We start from the raw sequence: 16,443 nt of genomic DNA, 5'->3' as shown, positions 1-16,443 counted from the left end.
GAGAGTGTAATTCCATCCTCATTCATACAACAAAATTGCTGCCTCAGAGATTCCTTTTCGAGTACAAGACCCCTCAACCCAGCTAGGATGGAGTCGGTGCGCTGTTTCGCCCAAATTTATCTTTAGCGATCGCCCAACATTTCTGATTATTCTGATTATGCTGCTGCACTTAAGTACCTGGCCTGAAGTAGAAGTCTATCTCAACCGTTCTCAGGGGATAATTTTCCCGATTGGTTCGACAGAGCAACACGGGCCAACTGGGTTGATTGGGACAGATGCAATTTGTGCACAAGCGATCGCGCGCGGGGTTGGCGAAGCGATTGACGCAATGGTAGCCCCTACTATCAATGTTGGCATGGCGCTGCACCATACGGCTTTTCCTGGCACAATTAGCCTGCGCCCCAGCACCATGATTCAGCTAATCCGAGACTATATCCTCTGTTTAGCTAGGTCTGGATTTACCAAATTTTTCTTTATTAATGGTCACGGCGGTAATATTGCGACGCTAAAGGCGGCTTTCTCGGAAACTTACGCTCATTTAGCTGATTTAAATATTCCTAATGCCCAGTTAGTGCAGTGTCAAGTCGGCAACTGGTTCATGTGCAGTTCTGTCTACAAGCTGGCAAAAGAGCTATATAAAGACCAAGAAGGTTCTCATGCCACCCCTAGTGAAGTTGCCCTCACTCAGTACGTCTATCCAGAAGCCATTAAACAAGCGCCCCTCTCAGATCAAGTCGCTTCTGGACACCCAATTTATGGTGCTACTGATTTCCGTAACCGTTATCCCGATGGGCGTATGGGTTCTAATCCCGCTTTGGCAACACCCGAACACGGCAAGCAATTCTATGAATTAGCCGTAAAAGAACTCAGCAATGGATATCTGGAATTTTTGAATGCAAACTGAGCACTTCTTTTCTTTATTTAGGCAAATTGAGTAAAATCTGCTCAATTTCCTACTAGACCTATAAAATCGTTCTCGTTTTACGCTTAGCGGGCACTAAGAGTACACAATCCTGCCCACAAGACGATAAATGTCAGTATAGCTTTTCCAATATCCAGACCCGCTCCCAGCAATATTCCAAAAACACACCCTACAAACCCTAAAAGCAGGAACGCGCAAAAGAGCAAGCGGCGGTTGCGTCGGCTGATTTGCATGGGGTTTCCCAAAATCCATCCACTCTGCGTATCAAAATTTGTACGTGTGCTTAAAGGTGAGCTTTCGGAAGAGTTGTACATAATATTTATAAAATACAGGCGTCTACTTAAAAATACTTACATAGCTTGCTATGAATTCCCAGTAGGTTCACGGAATCTTTATCAAAAAAATATCTTGATTTACCTACAAATAGAGTAGGTAAAACTATAAAGCTGCTATTTCCTTGGCTTTAAGGAGTTTTGCTGAATATTAATACTTAACTAAATTATGAAGATTAGATAAAGCTTCCGTATTCTTCGATTTGTTTTTGTGGTTAGCAGAATATCAAACTTGGGTCGGATGCAAAGGAGGACAAGTGTCTATTTGCTTACAGTTGTATAAAAATAGACAAGAAACAATTTGGGGCAATGCGATCGCATCCTCATCAGACAGAATCAGACAGAGTGCAAGCGATCGCGCTCAAGAATTTGTCTTTGTTTGCACTTGCCGGAGTTTGCACTTGCCCGACCCTTTCAAAAATTGCTGCCTAGTATCTTCTATTTATAAAGCCCAAAAGCCACTCAGGACGTTTTGGCTAATACAACAGGCTGTAGTTGCCAAAGCAACCATGCAGTGAATGCTGTCAATAGTGCGCCTATCCCAAAACAAACGCTATACCCAAAGGTAGCAGCAAGGTATCCGCTTCCCAAGCTACCCAGTGCGCCTGATGCCCCAATTATTGCGTTGTAAAACCCAATTGCCGAACCTTCCTTGTCTTTGCCAGCCAGTATACCCACTGCCGTGCTACTAGATACAGCGATCGCTGCCCAAGTAATACCGCTTAATATCTGGGCTAATCCAACGAACGCCAGACTGCTCGGTTGAGGCGGAATTAAAGCCAACAAGACAAAAATTCCAAAAACGCCACCCCTGAGAGCGGTAGCCTGCGCTTGGAGTTTGATACCAGGTCGCTGATGCACCCAATGACCGACAGGAACGTACAACCAAGACTCTATTGTTGACTTAACTAAGGCAATTAAGAATACCTGAGTATTCGTAGCTTTTAATGTGTTGGTGAGAAAAACCGGGAAGGGCACAATAACCAGGTTGATGGCAACGAAAAATAGTAAAGAACATAGATAATAACGCCCTAAAGGGCTTCCTAGTGGCTGAACCGCTTGGCTCAGAGTGCTTGGGCGCAGTACAAAGTACAGGGCGCGGGATGGGTAAAAAACTGCTCGCCTTTCAATCACTCCTACAGTCAATTGTCCTAGCAGTTTCGGATTAAATTTTCGGCGTTTGCGAACAAATTTCGGTTCTTTTACCCAAAGAAAGCACAGAAGTAAACTCAGCGACGAAACAACCCCTGCAAATAATAATAATCCGCGCATTGCTGCAACATTACTCACGAATTTGGAAGCAAAGTTGAGCCAGGTCATCCCGAATAGAACACTAGCGACAAAACTCCATCCTGTTACCTGATAAAATTTACCGAAAAACTTAGGCCACTCCTGTTCGGGAAAACTATCCAGTACCAATGCTGAACCTACTGGGGTAATCGTTGCCATGAAAAAGCCCCCCACACTGCCAAGAATTAATACTTGTGAGAGGTTATCGCTAAAGCTGAGCATTGATGTGCAGAGAGTGAATCCCAGAAATCCCAATATTAAGAAGGGAGTACGATAGCCCATCTTATCTGATAGGTTGCCCCATAAAATGAAGGCAAACATACCTACTAGGGCGATCAGTGAGTTTACTTTAGCGACATCAGAGACGGTTCCCCCTACTACCTGAATGATAAATAGGGGCATTAGTATAATTAGTAGACCTTCGCCTATTTTATAAGGAACAAAAGCGAAAAACCATAATGGAACTGAGCTTTCAAGCTTCCATGCGTTTTTCTTGGTGGTAATATTCATTGCTAAATTAAACTGAATCTGGGTGCTGGATTGGCTGTAAGTCTCTGTTAAGGTTTACCAGAGTTCTTCATCAATAACAGGATCGATTATCTGCACCCAGACGGTTAATTATTATTAACCCTTTTCTTAATTCAGCCTATTTTTTTGTATTTGTGCATCAGTAATATTACGGATAAAATTGCGGATAAATATTAACAAATAAAACTATTTAGTTTTATGAAAAGTTTATTTTCTTAAGGGATTGAAAGTTAAATTTCTATAATTGGGAATATAAATAATTTCATTTTTTTGAGCCAATATACAGCAATCCTAAATCATGCGGGCAAGCGAGATCCCTGACTTCCTAGAGAAGTCGGGGATCTGAAGAGCTGGCTCACAACTCAAATAGAATTGCTATATTCGCTTTCTCCTTGGTTCCGCTTAATAACGGTTTTTGAGAAAGCGTATATTGCAAAAATTGGAGAAATGGATAGATTCCAAAATGATACAAGATGCTTAAAAAACGCAATAAAGGCGATCGCGCATCATTCCCCAAGCGCTACCACTTGCACCTTAATGCCGTCTATTCATCATCATCATCTAGCATTTCTTCATCATCATGATGATGAGAGGCTGGGATAGCGGCAATGATGGCATCGATAACTTTGGCGACGGGTATAATTTCTAATCCCAATTCTGGGAAAGTTTGCCCTTTGGGGACAATTGCTCGCTTAAAGCCTAGTTTGGCGGCTTCTTTCAGGCGCAGTTCCATTTGGGAGACAGCGCGGACTTGTCCGCCTAAGCCAACTTCGCCAATTAAGACAGTGCGGGGATCGACGACGCGATCGCGAAAAGAAGCCACCACTGCGATCGCCATTCCCAAATCGACAGCAGGTTCTTCTACACTCAAACCCCCCGCTGAAGCCACATAAGAATCTAATTTAGATAAAGGGATGCCGACTCGTTTTTCTAATACTGCCAAAATTTGTAGCAGTCGGTTGTAATCAACACCCGTCGTTGAGCGGCGGGGGGAACTATAACTGGTTGGACTCACTAAGGCTTGCAGTTCCACGACAATCGGGCGAGTGCCTTCGCAAGCGACGACAAGAGCGGTACCCGGAACCACTTCGTCCCGATTGCCCAAAAATAACTCCGAGGGATTAGAAACTTCTCGGAGTCCTCGATCTGCCATTTCAAAAACGCCAATTTCGTGAGTTGCGCCGAAGCGGTTTTTGACAGAACGCAGAAGCCGGTGAGACGCAAAGCGATCGCCTTCAAAATACAATACGGTATCTACTAGGTGTTCTAAGACTTTTGGCCCAGCGATCGCGCCCTCCTTAGTAACGTGTCCCACAATCAGCAGGGTGATACTCTCTCTCTTTGCCACCTTCATCAATGCAGCAGTACATTCCCGCACCTGCGCCACCGATCCCGCTGCCGACGTTAGAGACGGTAAGTAAATCGTCTGCACGCTATCAATTACTGCCACATTCGGTTTCAGAGATTCCAACTCCCTGATAATCTCTTCTAAATCGGTTTCCGCCAGCACATACAGATCCGCACCCGCTGAGATAGATGTCACCGGAGTCTCTACAGATGTCTCTACAGATGCCTCTATTTCTGGCTGGAGAGACACGCGATCGCCGTTTTCCCGATCCGGATTCAGGTTGCTAACACCCAAACGCGAAGCTCGCAGTTTCACTTGTTGTCCCGATTCTTCTCCACAGACATAGAGAATGCGATACATCTGCGACATCTGATTCGCCGTTTGCAGCAGCAGCGTTGACTTACCAATGCCCGGATCGCCACCAATTAACACCAAAGAGCCAGGAACAACCCCCCCGCCCAGTACGCGATCAAATTCTCCATAACCAGAAGTCCACCGTTCCTGATACTTGTCGGTAATTTGCGCGAATGTCAGCGATGACCGCGCCTGGGGTGCTTTGGCAGCTAATTTGCCATTGCGCTGTGAGCTTTGCAAACCCCGGCTGGGAAGGGAAGAATTAATCTGGGACACAAACTGCTCTTCCAGGGAGTTGTAGGTGCCGCAGGCGGGACACTTGCCAAACCATTGTGAAGATTCTGACCCACATTCGTTACAAACATAGTTAGTTCGCGGCTTTGCCATGCACCATTCTCGATTTGTTAAAGAATCTTAATAAATCGCAAGGAATAAGAGAATATAAAAATCCAGCAACTGTGAGGATTTCAGGCTTTCCAAACCGACTAAACAGAATGATATCTTAATGTAATGGTATCTAAAATTAACGATTAGAAATCGGAACTTAAGGAGCGTTGACGAGCTTGGAAAGCCATAAAGAAAAAATTCTGGTAGTTGACGATGAAGCTAGCATCCGTCGCATTCTGGAAACGCGCCTTTCCATGATTGGCTACGATGTCGTGACGGCTGCCGATGGAGAAGAAGCGCTGGATACCTTTCGCAATGCCACTCCTGACTTAGTAGTTTTGGATGTGATGATGCCAAAGCTAGATGGCTACGGCGTCTGTCAGGAATTGCGGAAGGAATCGGATGTGCCAATTATCATGCTAACGGCTTTAGGGGATGTCGCCGACCGCATCACTGGTTTAGAGCTGGGTGCAGATGATTACGTTGTCAAGCCTTTTTCCCCCAAGGAACTGGAAGCCCGCATCCGCTCTGTGTTGCGGCGCGTAGACAAAACGGGTGCCTCTGGGATTCCCAGTTCTGGCGTCATCCATGTCGGGAATATCAAGATTGACACCAATAAGCGGCAAGTCTATAAAGGCGATGAGCGAATTCGGCTTACCGGAATGGAGTTCAGTCTGCTGGAGTTATTAGTCAGCCGTTCTGGAGAACCTTTTTCCCGTTCTGAGATTTTGCAAGAGGTGTGGGGATATACGCCAGAACGCCACGTAGACACTCGCGTGGTGGATGTGCATATCTCGCGCCTTCGGGCAAAGTTGGAAGACGATCCAAGCAATCCAGAGCTAATACTGACGGCGCGAGGCACTGGCTATCTGTTTCAACGGATCATTGAACCGGATGAAATCTGAACTGAAGGATGAAGAATGAATTACGTTAAAAGGCGAGAAAATTTCTACTCTTTTATTCCTACTCATTCCTCAGCCCTCAATCCTCAGCACTAAGAAAATGGCTAAGCCAGATCAAAATCAGGTTTTACGGCAACTCCCCCTTGTGGTTGGTGGGTTGGCAGGGGTGCTGCTGTTGATTAACCGTTTATTGACACCGCAGCTAGCGGATTCTCAAGCTCGTTCGGATGCGTTGGGCGTGATTATCAGTGCGGTGTTAATTTTAACGGGGTTGCTGTGGCAGCAGGTGCAGCCGCGATCGCCTGAAGCTGTCCAACTCATCGGTGAGGAGGGGTTTGAATTAGCACCCGACTTGCCGGAAGCCGTAAAGATAGAACTGGCTTGGGCATCGCATCTGTTGCTCACGAACACTGGGACGCGATCGCTCGTCATTTGGTACAAAGGACGAGTGTTATTGCGGCGGGGTATCTTAGGCGTCAACCCAGAAGTAAAACCAGGGCCAATTTTACAGCGGGTGTTGGAAAAACAAAAACCCGTTTATCTAGTGGCTCTAAAAATATACCCAGGACGGATTGAATTTGACTACCTACCAGAGAATACTCAAGGAGCGATCTGTCAGCCGATTGGCAATCAAGGCGTCTTGATTTTAGGTGCCAATGCTCCGCGCAGTTACACCAAGCAAGATGAAAACTGGATAGCTGGGATTGCTGAAAAACTAGACGTTACTCTCAGCTACCACTTAGATGATGTTGCACCCGCTGGAATTTAAATATCCATGACGATTCTCTACTGGCTTCTCGTTGTCCTCATGCTCGTTGGCGTCGTGGGCGCAGTGGTTCCCGGCATTCCTGGAACTAGCTTGATTGTGATTGCTATTGTGGTTTGGGGAGCCGTTCACAGTTTTAGCAGCGTGTCTGTGGCGCTGGGCGTTGCTATTCTAGTGTTGCTACTTAGCGTTGGCGTCGATCTCTTAGCAACCTACTTGGGGGCGCAACAAGCAGGGGCTAGCAAGTGGGGGCAGATTGGAGCCATTGTTGGCTTGGTGCTAGGCTTTTTGGGATTGTTACCCGCTTTTCTAGTTGCGGGGCCACTGATCGGAATTTTGATCGGACCGCTTCTGGGAGCGATTACTGGAGAGTTTCTCTACCGACGCGATTTAGAATTTGAGCCAAGAATCAAGCTAGCGCTGAAAGCCGGGATAGGCATTGTGGTGGGTTCGCTGATTGGAAATTTGATTCAGGGATTACTCGCGATCGCCGCCGTGAGCGTTTTCCTCTACACAACTTGGCCCCCTGGAGCTGGGGCATAAGAAACTTAAATCGAATTGCACTGGCTTAAGCTTAGCCTTACCCACAGCTCTGCCCTGAAACAAATTTCGGGCTAGCTAATCTCTAAAGTTAGCTAAAGCCAACTAGATAGCGATTTCAATTTGTTTCAATGGGTTTGCGTGGTGAAGCCGGAAATTTATTTTACGGCTCTTAAATCAGTGCTATTCGCGTTAAGGTAGGAAATTTTTAAGAAACATAAACCTGGCGATAATAAGCTTGGTACTCCTCAGACAGTAACGGTTCCCACCAATTGCGGTGAGTGAGATACCATTCAACAGTGCGTCGTAAACCTTCTTCAACCGTTACAGAAGGAGTCCACCCTAACTCAGTTTTTAATTTAGTGCTATCAATCGCATAGCGACGATCGTGCCCCGGTCGATCCTTCACAAATGCGATCAATTTTTTGCAAGGATGCACGGGTAAATTAGGTGCTAATTCATCCATTAGCTGGCACAACATATTCACTAAGTCAAGATTTTTAACTTCATTATTGCCGCCAATATTGTAAGTTTCGCCTAGTTTTCCGCGATGAATCACCACGCCCAAAGCGCTGCAATGATCGCCAACATATAGCCAATCCCGGATATTCTGTCCATCCCCATAAACAGGCAAAGATTTGCCGATTAAGATATTGATACACATCAAGGGAATGAGCTTTTCAGGAAACTGATAAGGGCCGTAATTGTTAGAGCAATTGGTGATAATGGTGGGGACGCCATAGGTGTGGTAATAGGCGCGGACTAAATGGTCGCTACCCGCCTTCGATGCGGAATAGGGACTATTTGGGGCATAGGGCGTTGTTTCTGTAAATGCGCGATCGCTAGGATTGAGGCTACCGTAGACTTCATCGGTGGAAACATGAAGAAAAATTCCCTCTTGTCTTGTTTCCCAATGTTTCCGAAAAGCTTCTAATAGGGTGAATGTGCCGACAATATTGGTTTGAATGAAGGCACCGGGACCTAGAATTGAGCGGTCAACGTGAGATTCAGCGGCGAAGTGAGCCACTGTATCGATATTTTCTTCTTGTAACAGCGAGTCTAATAAAGCGCGATCGCAAATATCCCCCTTGACAAACCGAAAATTTTCTTGCCCCTCCAAGGACGCCAAATTATAGCGATTCCCTGCATAAGTGAGCGCATCTAGTACCACCACTTGATCGTCAGGGTAAGCCTTACCCCAATAATGCACAAAATTGGAACCAATAAACCCAGCCCCACCTGTCACCAACAACCGACGGCTTCCTCTCATCAAACTCTCTCCTTTTCTTCCCTCTGCGGACTCTGCGTCTTGGCGGTTCGTTTATTCTTCTTCTAACAACGCCAGTAAAGCCGCCTTCATCTCTTCTGGACTGGTGGTTGCCGTTCCAAATTGGCGTACCACGATACTAGCCGCCAAATTTCCCAAAACCGCCGCTTCCCAGAATGACGCCCCAACAACTAAGCTTAGCGTCAGCGCCGCTACCACAGTATCTCCAGCGCCAGTCACATCAAACACATCGGTACGGTTGAACGCTGGGATATGCTGCTCCGTCCCGCTGCGGTCAAACAAACTCATCCCCTCTTCACCGCGAGTAATCAGCATTTGCTGGGCTTGAGTCAGCGCCAAGAGGTCGCGTCCAGCTTGGGTGATTTGCCCAGACGCGATCGCATACCCCACCGCTTGCTCCGCCTCCGGCAAATTTGGCGTAAACAGCGTCGCTCCTTGGTATCTTTGGAGACCGACTTGAGCATCCACTATTGTCTTCTGGTGAGACAACGCCGCCTCAATTACAGGCTGAGTAAAAACGCCATCGCCATAATCTGAGCAAACTACTGCATCCACTGTATCTAGATGTTGCTGAATATACTCAGCAAGCTGTAGCTGCAAATCTTGATCTGGCAACTCATCCGATTTCCGGTCAACGCGCACAATCTGCTGAGTTACCGACTGCCGAGCATGACCAGAAATCCGGGTTTTCGTTACCGTCGGGCGGTCTGGATCGAGCAACATTCCACTGGTATCAATTCCAGCTGCCTCAAAGATATGGCGCAATGCTTGCCCCTGGTCATCCTTTCCGACTAATCCAGCCACCTTCACCTGTGCCCCCAACGTTGCCAGGTTATAGACGGCATTTGCTCCACCCCCAGGTACCTGCCGGGTATTTTCGTGGCGCAGAATCAACACGGGTGCTTCACGAGAAATTCGTTCCACTTGACCCGTCAGAAACTCATCGAGGGTAAGATCCCCGACAACCAGCACCCGTGCTTGGGCAAAGTTATCCAGTAGCTGAATTAATCGCTCAGATGAATTTTGCAGCTGAGCCAAGAAGGAAGCATCTAAAGCCATAGAGGAAGTCGCAAAAGTCCAAGGGTTTATTATCCTGCAAGAGGGCGCTTTTAATGAATCCAGATGGATTCCAACCACTAGCCGCTTACTCCCACGTGAGTTTTGAGTTTATTGAGAGTTGTAGGCTAGCTTGAAGAACGAACCTCAACACGCATAAGTATTGGTTGGGGTTCGTTCCTCAACCCAACTGACTGTCTAATACTGTCTTCGCTTCTTGTGAACTATATTCAGGGTGTCTGTTGAGAATTTTGAGAATCCGGAGATTCTTGTGGTTTTCTCGGCTCAGGTGAGTTTTGAGAATTTTGAGAATCTTGCGGTTTTTTGGACTCCGAGGATTCTTGAGATTCCCGTGGTTTTTGAGACTCAGAGGATTCTTGAGAATCTCGTGGTTTTCTAGAATCTTGAGCTTCTTGAGAATCTCGTAGTTTTCTCGGCGCAGGGGAGTTTTGGGAATTTTGAGAATCTCGTGGTTTTTGAGACTCAGAGGATTCTTGAGAATTTCGTGGTTTTCTAGAATCTTGAGCTTCTTGAGAATTTCGAGCTTCTCGTGAAGCTGTCATCGGCGGACAATCTTTTTCGTTGTACGCAAACTTGACCTGAACAACATAAACTTGTTCCTTTGCACCAAAGGAATGAGCCTTAACGACTTCCTGCGCTTTCTCATTCAAAATGTTGTAACCAGAACTCCTAAGCAGTTCGGTCGTGACACTACCTTTAGCATCCACCTGCGCCCCAACTAAAGCAGTTACTTCCGGCTTCTTAATAAAGCACGCACGAAATTGAGAAGTCAGCGTAATTTCTTGTTCTTTCGATGGGACTTTGTTGAGTCTAGAACCCCAACCCGCTAACTTTTGTCTGTAATCGTCATCACGAGTGCCATTGCCGTCATAGGCGTAGTTTCGACGTTGCTGCCGTATATCAGCAAGGACTTGCTGCCGTTGCAGTTCACGCCGCGCTGTTGCTATTTGTTGTGGAGAAAGAGGAGGTATCTGTTGTCCGGAAGTCGCTGGAGGTTGTTGCTCAGAATTTTTAGACGTTTGTTGTTCGGAATTCGCTGCTACTTGTGATTCCGAATTTGGCGTCTGTTGTCCAAAATCAATCGACCTCTGTGGCTTGGGATTGCTAGGAGTCTGTTGTCCAAAATCGATAGGCGGCTGTTTCCCAGAAGATTCCTCAGAAGGGTTGAAAGGTGTCTGTTGCTCGGAAGTGGGCGGTGGCGGCGGAAATAGAGCGGAAATGTCGTCCTGCCCCGGCTGGACACCAGCGGGCAATCCCTGAAACAGGCGACGACGAATCTCTTGCTGTGTCACCTTCCGAGAACCTGATTGGGGAACTTTGGGGGGATCGGGAAGCCGTCCTACGATAAAGTTTGGGTTGTTGGGATTGAAAGGATTTTGCCTAGCTCTTTGCTGACGGCGATCGCTCGATCTCTGAAAAATCTCCGGCAACCCAGCCCCCGTGTTAGGTTGCGGTGTGGAGTTCAGCGGAAATTTGTAGGGTGGGGAGCTAGGGATCGGCGGCAATACGGAAGACGGCGGCGGCAAAGGTGGCAACAGCTGGGTTTGGTTGGGAATGGGTGGCAGCGACACGGGCGGCGGTGCAAGTTGCGGAATGCGGCTTTGCTCTGCCGGTGTTAACTCCACAACTTTGACAGTCCCTCGCGGCTTCTGCTCTTCCGGTTTGGAGGACGCGGATAAACTGGGAAGGGTCATCGCCAGCACTCCGTGGATGCCCACGGAAGCCAAAGCTGCAATCAGAGGCGGCTGAGTTAACTTTTCAGGCAGGTTTCTAATGAATGAGAGATAGGACATAGCAGGTAAGTTACACTCCTCAGCGACAGGACAGGCTGGGAATCAGGTCAGGTGGGTACGTGCGGCAAGCACGCGATCGCGATCAAAACAAGCACTCCGCTTTTATATTAGTTTCAGATTCTGAATTTTAATCTCAATTATTTCAGTCTAAAATGCTTAAAAGTTAATTTTCAGGTTCTCTGACCCAATCGCCAAGACTGGAAAAAAAGCCCAAAAGTTGCCACTTTCCTCAAGTTCCTGAAGAAATTAATCTACTGACTCGTTTACTTGCACAATTAATAAAGAAAAGTAAGGCAATTTCAGATTCGGGCGATCGCTTAACCCCGCATAAATTACCTGCTCTGGTAGCGTTGCCCGTTCCACTACCCAGCTACGTTCCAACAACCCGCGCTGCTGCAACACTTTCCAAACTTGCTCGTAAACTGAACTCACTTTCATCAGCACCACCACATCTGCCCATTCTAAAACAGCTTCCAGCTCTCCTACCGTGTAGATCGCTGGTAACACGACGAGGCGCTGAGCGCGAATTGTCAGTGGAATTCCTAACACCGCTGCCGCCGCCAAAGGGGAACAGATTCCCGGCACTGTCTGCACTATTACTTCAGGATGCAGTTGTTGCAGTGTCTGCGCCAAATAGGTAAACGTGCTATAGAAACTGACATCGCCTTCCGAGACAAAAGCAACATCTTGACCCAATTTTAGAGATTGCCAGACTTCTTGGGCTGCGACTTGCCACGCCTGAGTCAAAATCTCGCTTTCTTGTACGTAAGGAAAAGTTAACGCTAATTGCACTTGGCGGGGATTCAACCATTGAGCCACCATCTGCTGAGCGATTCCTGGCTTACCGTGTAACCCAGCGGGAAAAGCCACCACCGGCACCCGTTGCAAAATGCCGAGTCCCTTCACAGTAATCAGTTCTGGGTCGCCGGGACCCACGCCAATGCCGTACAAGATACCTGATTGCACAATAAAATTTAAAATCTAAAAGCTAAAACTCAAAATCTCAAATGCCTTTACCGACTGTCATTTTGCCCGGATATCTCGAAGGCGCGATCGCCTACCGTCCACTCGAACAATCTCTACAAGAATCGGGTTTCCCCACTGTAACCGTACCCTTGCGAAGTCGGGATTGGGTGCCCACTGTAGGAGGACGGTCGATGATTCCGATTTTGCGGCAACTCGACCGCACGGTAAAACAAATGTTGCAGCAATACAACGTTTCTCAGCTTAACCTGATTGGTCACTCCGCTGGCGGCTGGATTTCCCGGATCTACCTGGGGGAAAAACCTTATTCTATTCACGGAGATGTCACAGAAGACGCTGGTTTGTGGCACGCTCACCCTTATGTTGCCACGCTTGTCACCTTGGGAACGCCCCATATCAGCGGGGAACGCTGGACGCGGAAAAATCTAGATTTTGTCAAAATGAACTATCCAGGAGCCTTCTACTCAACGGTGCGTTACATCTGCGTTGCCGGTAAATCTATCTTCGGGGCGAGGCGTCCGGGGCAGTGGCTAGCCTACAGCAGTTACAAACTTACCTGCGGGATTGGTAACACTTGGGGAGATGGGATTACGCCGATTGAAGCGGCTCATCTGGAGGGAGCAACCAATCTGGTTATCGAAGGTGTCAAGCACTCACCCAGAACTCCTGGCATTTGGTACGGTTCGCCAGTCGCTTTACCGTCTTGGGTGGAGTATTTGGCATGACACGGGTAATGCTGATGAGTCATTGGCGGTTGGCGAATCACTCATGACTCATCACAACGATTCAGCCTTTAGGCATACGCTGTTAGGACAACGAAATTCCTTCTGCAACTGGCTAGCATTTGACTAATGTTAAGAAAAGTAAAGTTTAGCCATGAAAACCCAGCAGTATGAATTTGTCCTTCGGCGTTTGGCTACGATCCTGGCTGTTGGGATTCTAACCTTGAGCCTAATCGCTGCTGTGACTGGAATTCTGTTAGCTTTCTACTACGAACCGGCGGCGGGTGGTGCTTATGATTCCCTGCAAGCGATCGCAAATGAAGTTTCCAATGGCTGGGTGATTCTCCGCGTTCACGATCTCGCGGGAAATGGGTTAATTGCAGTGTCTTTAATCGAAATTGTCGTGATGTTTCTGGGGCGACAATTTACGAATAGTTGGTTAACTGCGTGGATTAGTGGCATTCTATTGACATTAACCGCGATCGCGCTCGGTTGGACGGCGATGATTCTCGACTGGACTCAACTCGGCTACTGGCGTCTGAGCATCGAATTGGGAACTATCGAAGCCATTCCTTTTATTGGCTCCCAGCTGCGAGACATCGTTACAGGTGGTGGAGCCATTACTACAGCTACTGTCGAACACCTCTACACCCTACACAGCTACATTTTATCCGTGGGAGCGATCGCGATCGCACTGATTCATCTAGGCGGGTTATTAGTCCAGGAAAGACAGCACAAGCAGCTTCAGATGAAATTAGCCGCCACCAACTTAGCCACCGAGTCAGAATCCGCGCAGGCAAAGAACGATCCAAAATCTCTCAGCCTCAGTAGTGCTGAGTCACAGAAATAGCAAATTTATAGTCGCAAATCTAGGTTCACTTAGTAACCTGCTCCTGGAAGGTTTCGGTTGTGTGCTTGCTGTCGCTGTGCGGTTTCAACCGCCAAGTGCAAGAATATGCGATCGCTTTTCTTGCTTTCCAGGCAGATTGGCATAGTCGCGACTGTCTTGTGTCAAGCTTCTGTAGGTTCTGTTTGAGGTTCTGGTTTGAGTTCTCCCAAAAGGACACCTACACTTGCAGATGAGATGGGTACCTCTTCAACTTCCGGCAGTTTCTCTAGCGCCAAACGAGAAGATGGACTCGCACCCGATAAACGCTTCAAGAGTTTTGGTCGAGGGTCATGCAGCACATAAATAATCTGATCTCCCGCTTCCCAATCCTCTGTCGCAGGTACCACTTGGAAACGCCCCTCCCGTAAAAATAGTAAGGGTACTAGCTCCCCGGAACGAATTAAGGCTTGTAGATGAGCTTGTTGAAACGAAAAACCAGGCTCTTTGAGTGACGTTTTGCCTAACTTCACCTGTCCATCGTTCAGGTATTGATTCCAATTCTTAATTGATAAATTAGGAATGAAAGCTTGGTGAACCTTACTATTATTAGTCGGTGTATTCGCTTGGGGAAATACTGCCAACACACGAGGAGGACGAAACTCCTCAGAAGCACGCTGCGCCAACACTAAATTCACCTCCCCATTATTCGTCATTGCCAGAAAGGTTCCCATTGAGTCGAGTCCCGCCTCTTCCAGAACTTCCGTATCCAAACCACTGCTTAAAAATACCCGCAGATTTTCCTGCTCTGCTTTTTGGCACGCCTCGGGGTCTGTGTCAATCAGCACTACAGACTCTCCTTGTTCCTGAAACAAACGGGCAATCAGGCGGCTTAAGGGATTACAACCAATAATCACAGCGCCCGTTGCTTCCTGGAGGTTGATTTGCAGCCAACGAGCAACCCAACGTGCTGTCAGTCCTTGCAAAAATACGGTCAGGATAATCGTGAGGAAGACCAACGCTTTGATAGAATCGCCGCCGTTGATGCCCCGCTGGGTTAGAAAAATGGCAAATAGAGAAGCAACCGACGCCGAAACAATTCCTCTAGGAGCAATCCAGCACAAAAACAGTTTCTGCCGCCAGTTCAGGTCGCTATTGAAGGTACATAAGCCGATGTTTATCGGTCGCACGATAAACATCAGTGCCAGAACTGTAAACAAACTTCCCCACCCCAGCGCAAATACACTTGCGATGGACAAGTCAGCTGCCAGCAGGATGAACAAAACCGAAACGCCAAGAATCGTTAATTGTCCTTTAAATCGCCGCAACATCCGTTCTTCTGGGATTGAGGAGGCACCCAGAACAATTCCCGCCATCACGGTTGCCATCAACCCCGACTCACTGCGGATTGTTTGCGCCAAACCAAATAAGCCCCACAACCCAGCCAGAACGACCAGGTTATTTAAGTCTTCTGAAAGAAACTTGGCGCGTTTGATAATCCAACCCATCAACCAGCCACCGACAACGCCAATGCCGCCGCCGATGCCTAAGCGCAAGACGAGACCGATGAAAGCTTCGATGGGGTCGGTATCGGCGTTCAAAATGGTGTCTAGCACGACGACAGCCAAGATAGCCCCTACCGGGTCAATTAAGACGCCTTCTCCTTCCAGAAGTGCTGCCACTTGCCGATCTACTTGCACCTGTTTCAGCAGAGGACTGATCACAGTTGGTCCCGTTACGACCACTAAGGAAGCGTAGAGAAAAGCGATAGGCCAGGGAAATTCACCCAGCCAGTGAGCTGCCATACCACCGCCCAGCAGCGTGATCAGCGTTCCCAGTGTCACTAAGTTTCGCAGGCTGCCGGAAACCTTTCCCAACTCTCTCAGCTCTAAGTTCAGCCCCCCCTCAAACAGAATCACTGCCACTGCCAGGGCAGTAATGACCTCTAAGCCAGTACCTAGAGAATGCGGGTGTAGCAGGCGCAAGCCATCAGGCCCCAGGAGAATGCCAAACAGCAGCAAAAAGACGATGCTAGGAACCTGAAGATATTGGGCTAAAACCTGGGCGCTGATACCTGCAACAACCGTGATAACGATTTGCAGGGTTAGTTCAAAGGATGTTTCCATGTTGTAGATTTTGATAAAACCAACGAAGTTTTATCAATATCAATATCTTTGGTAAAGGATAGTAAATATTAACCCTTCCTGGCTGCTATGCAATAGTCAACCTGTCTTTGCATCGGATATTTTGAGACAAGTGTCTGTAGTCTATGATACACGTTTGGTCTAAAAATCTACTGAAAAAGCAAAAATTTGTCTGTGATGCAAACAGGGTATATAGAGTAGATGCGAAAAGGGCACAGAAGAAAAGTGCGTCCTTTACTG

The 16,443-nt window shown here is 47.5% G+C and carries 14 protein-coding genes; 7 read left to right on the top strand and 7 right to left on the bottom strand.

Translation table 11 applies throughout. The features are described 5' to 3' along the window. Window positions 1–157 precede the first annotated feature (157 nt). Both NDA06_RS11010 and NDA06_RS11005 read left to right on the top strand, forming a co-directional pair. Window positions 158–904, top strand: a complete 747-nt coding sequence (locus NDA06_RS11010; RefSeq protein ID WP_190985320.1) for a creatininase family protein — start codon at window positions 158–160, stop codon at window positions 902–904. Window positions 905–1,563: 659 nt separating this feature from the next. Beyond that, on the top strand, window positions 1,564–1,686 hold the full coding sequence (locus NDA06_RS11005; RefSeq protein WP_277878450.1) for a hypothetical protein: 123 nt from the start codon (window positions 1,564–1,566) through the stop codon (window positions 1,684–1,686). A gap of 30 nt (window positions 1,687–1,716) precedes the next feature. Here the strand turns inward: NDA06_RS11005 and NDA06_RS11000 are convergent, their stop codons facing one another. After that, window positions 1,717–3,054, bottom strand: a complete 1,338-nt coding sequence (locus NDA06_RS11000) for an MFS transporter (protein ID WP_190987150.1) — start codon at window positions 3,052–3,054, stop codon at window positions 1,717–1,719. Window positions 3,055–3,616: 562 nt separating this feature from the next. Next, entirely contained in the window at window positions 3,617–5,161 is a 1,545-nt protein-coding gene (gene radA, locus NDA06_RS10995) for a DNA repair protein RadA (protein WP_190987149.1), read from the bottom strand. Window positions 5,162–5,337: 176 nt separating this feature from the next. On the opposite strand from radA, the gene rpaB reads away from it, so the two are divergent. From rpaB to NDA06_RS10980, 3 genes are all read left to right on the top strand, one after another. Beyond that, the gene (gene rpaB / locus NDA06_RS10990; protein ID WP_190415215.1) at window positions 5,338–6,066 is read left to right on the top strand and encodes a response regulator transcription factor RpaB; all 729 of its coding nucleotides are present in this window, start codon (window positions 5,338–5,340) and stop codon (window positions 6,064–6,066) included. Between the two features lie 97 nt (window positions 6,067–6,163). Beyond that, entirely contained in the window at window positions 6,164–6,832 is a 669-nt protein-coding gene (locus tag NDA06_RS10985) for a cofactor assembly of complex C subunit B (protein ID WP_190987148.1), read from the top strand. A 6-nt stretch (window positions 6,833–6,838) separates the two neighbouring features. Then, the gene (locus NDA06_RS10980) at window positions 6,839–7,372 is read left to right on the top strand and encodes a DUF456 family protein (RefSeq protein ID WP_190415217.1); all 534 of its coding nucleotides are present in this window, start codon (window positions 6,839–6,841) and stop codon (window positions 7,370–7,372) included. A gap of 205 nt (window positions 7,373–7,577) precedes the next feature. Here the strand turns inward: NDA06_RS10980 and rfbB are convergent, their stop codons facing one another. The 4 genes from rfbB to NDA06_RS10960 all read right to left on the bottom strand — a co-directional run bounded on the left by rfbB (window position 7,578) and on the right by NDA06_RS10960 (window position 12,493). After that, window positions 7,578–8,639: a dTDP-glucose 4,6-dehydratase gene (rfbB, locus tag NDA06_RS10975; protein WP_190987147.1), complete on the bottom strand. Its 1,062-nt coding sequence runs from the start codon at window positions 8,637–8,639 to the stop codon at window positions 7,578–7,580. 51 nt (window positions 8,640–8,690) lie between these two features. Continuing rightward, window positions 8,691–9,716 carry a D-glycero-beta-D-manno-heptose-7-phosphate kinase gene (rfaE1, locus tag NDA06_RS10970; RefSeq protein ID WP_190987146.1) on the bottom strand — a complete coding sequence of 342 codons (1,026 nt, stop codon included), beginning with the start codon at window positions 9,714–9,716 and terminating at the stop codon, window positions 8,691–8,693. 227 nt (window positions 9,717–9,943) lie between these two features. Then, window positions 9,944–11,527, bottom strand: coding sequence for a hypothetical protein (locus NDA06_RS10965; RefSeq protein WP_348251729.1), 1,584 nt, complete (start codon window positions 11,525–11,527; stop codon window positions 9,944–9,946). A 246-nt stretch (window positions 11,528–11,773) separates the two neighbouring features. Then, the gene (locus tag NDA06_RS10960; RefSeq protein WP_190415225.1) at window positions 11,774–12,493 is read right to left on the bottom strand and encodes a precorrin-2 C(20)-methyltransferase; all 720 of its coding nucleotides are present in this window, start codon (window positions 12,491–12,493) and stop codon (window positions 11,774–11,776) included. A 41-nt stretch (window positions 12,494–12,534) separates the two neighbouring features. On the opposite strand from NDA06_RS10960, the gene NDA06_RS10955 reads away from it, so the two are divergent. Together NDA06_RS10955 and NDA06_RS10950 are read left to right on the top strand one after the other, a co-directional pair. Further along, on the top strand, window positions 12,535–13,236 hold the full coding sequence (locus tag NDA06_RS10955; protein ID WP_190441206.1) for an alpha/beta hydrolase: 702 nt from the start codon (window positions 12,535–12,537) through the stop codon (window positions 13,234–13,236). Window positions 13,237–13,387: 151 nt separating this feature from the next. Further along, the gene (locus NDA06_RS10950; protein ID WP_190674046.1) at window positions 13,388–14,083 is read left to right on the top strand and encodes a cytochrome b N-terminal domain-containing protein; all 696 of its coding nucleotides are present in this window, start codon (window positions 13,388–13,390) and stop codon (window positions 14,081–14,083) included. A 161-nt stretch (window positions 14,084–14,244) separates the two neighbouring features. Here the strand turns inward: NDA06_RS10950 and NDA06_RS10945 are convergent, their stop codons facing one another. Continuing rightward, window positions 14,245–16,185, bottom strand: coding sequence for a cation:proton antiporter (locus tag NDA06_RS10945; protein ID WP_190415230.1), 1,941 nt, complete (start codon window positions 16,183–16,185; stop codon window positions 14,245–14,247). Between the last annotated feature and the right edge of the window lie 258 nt (window positions 16,186–16,443).

Origin of the sequence: Trichocoleus sp. ST-U1, assembly GCF_039961835.1 — a bacterium.
Lineage (GTDB): Bacteria > Cyanobacteriota > Cyanobacteriia > Cyanobacteriales > FACHB-T130 > FACHB-T130.
Note: the sequence above shows the minus strand (reverse complement) of the source record. Positions and strands in the feature narration are given on the sequence as shown.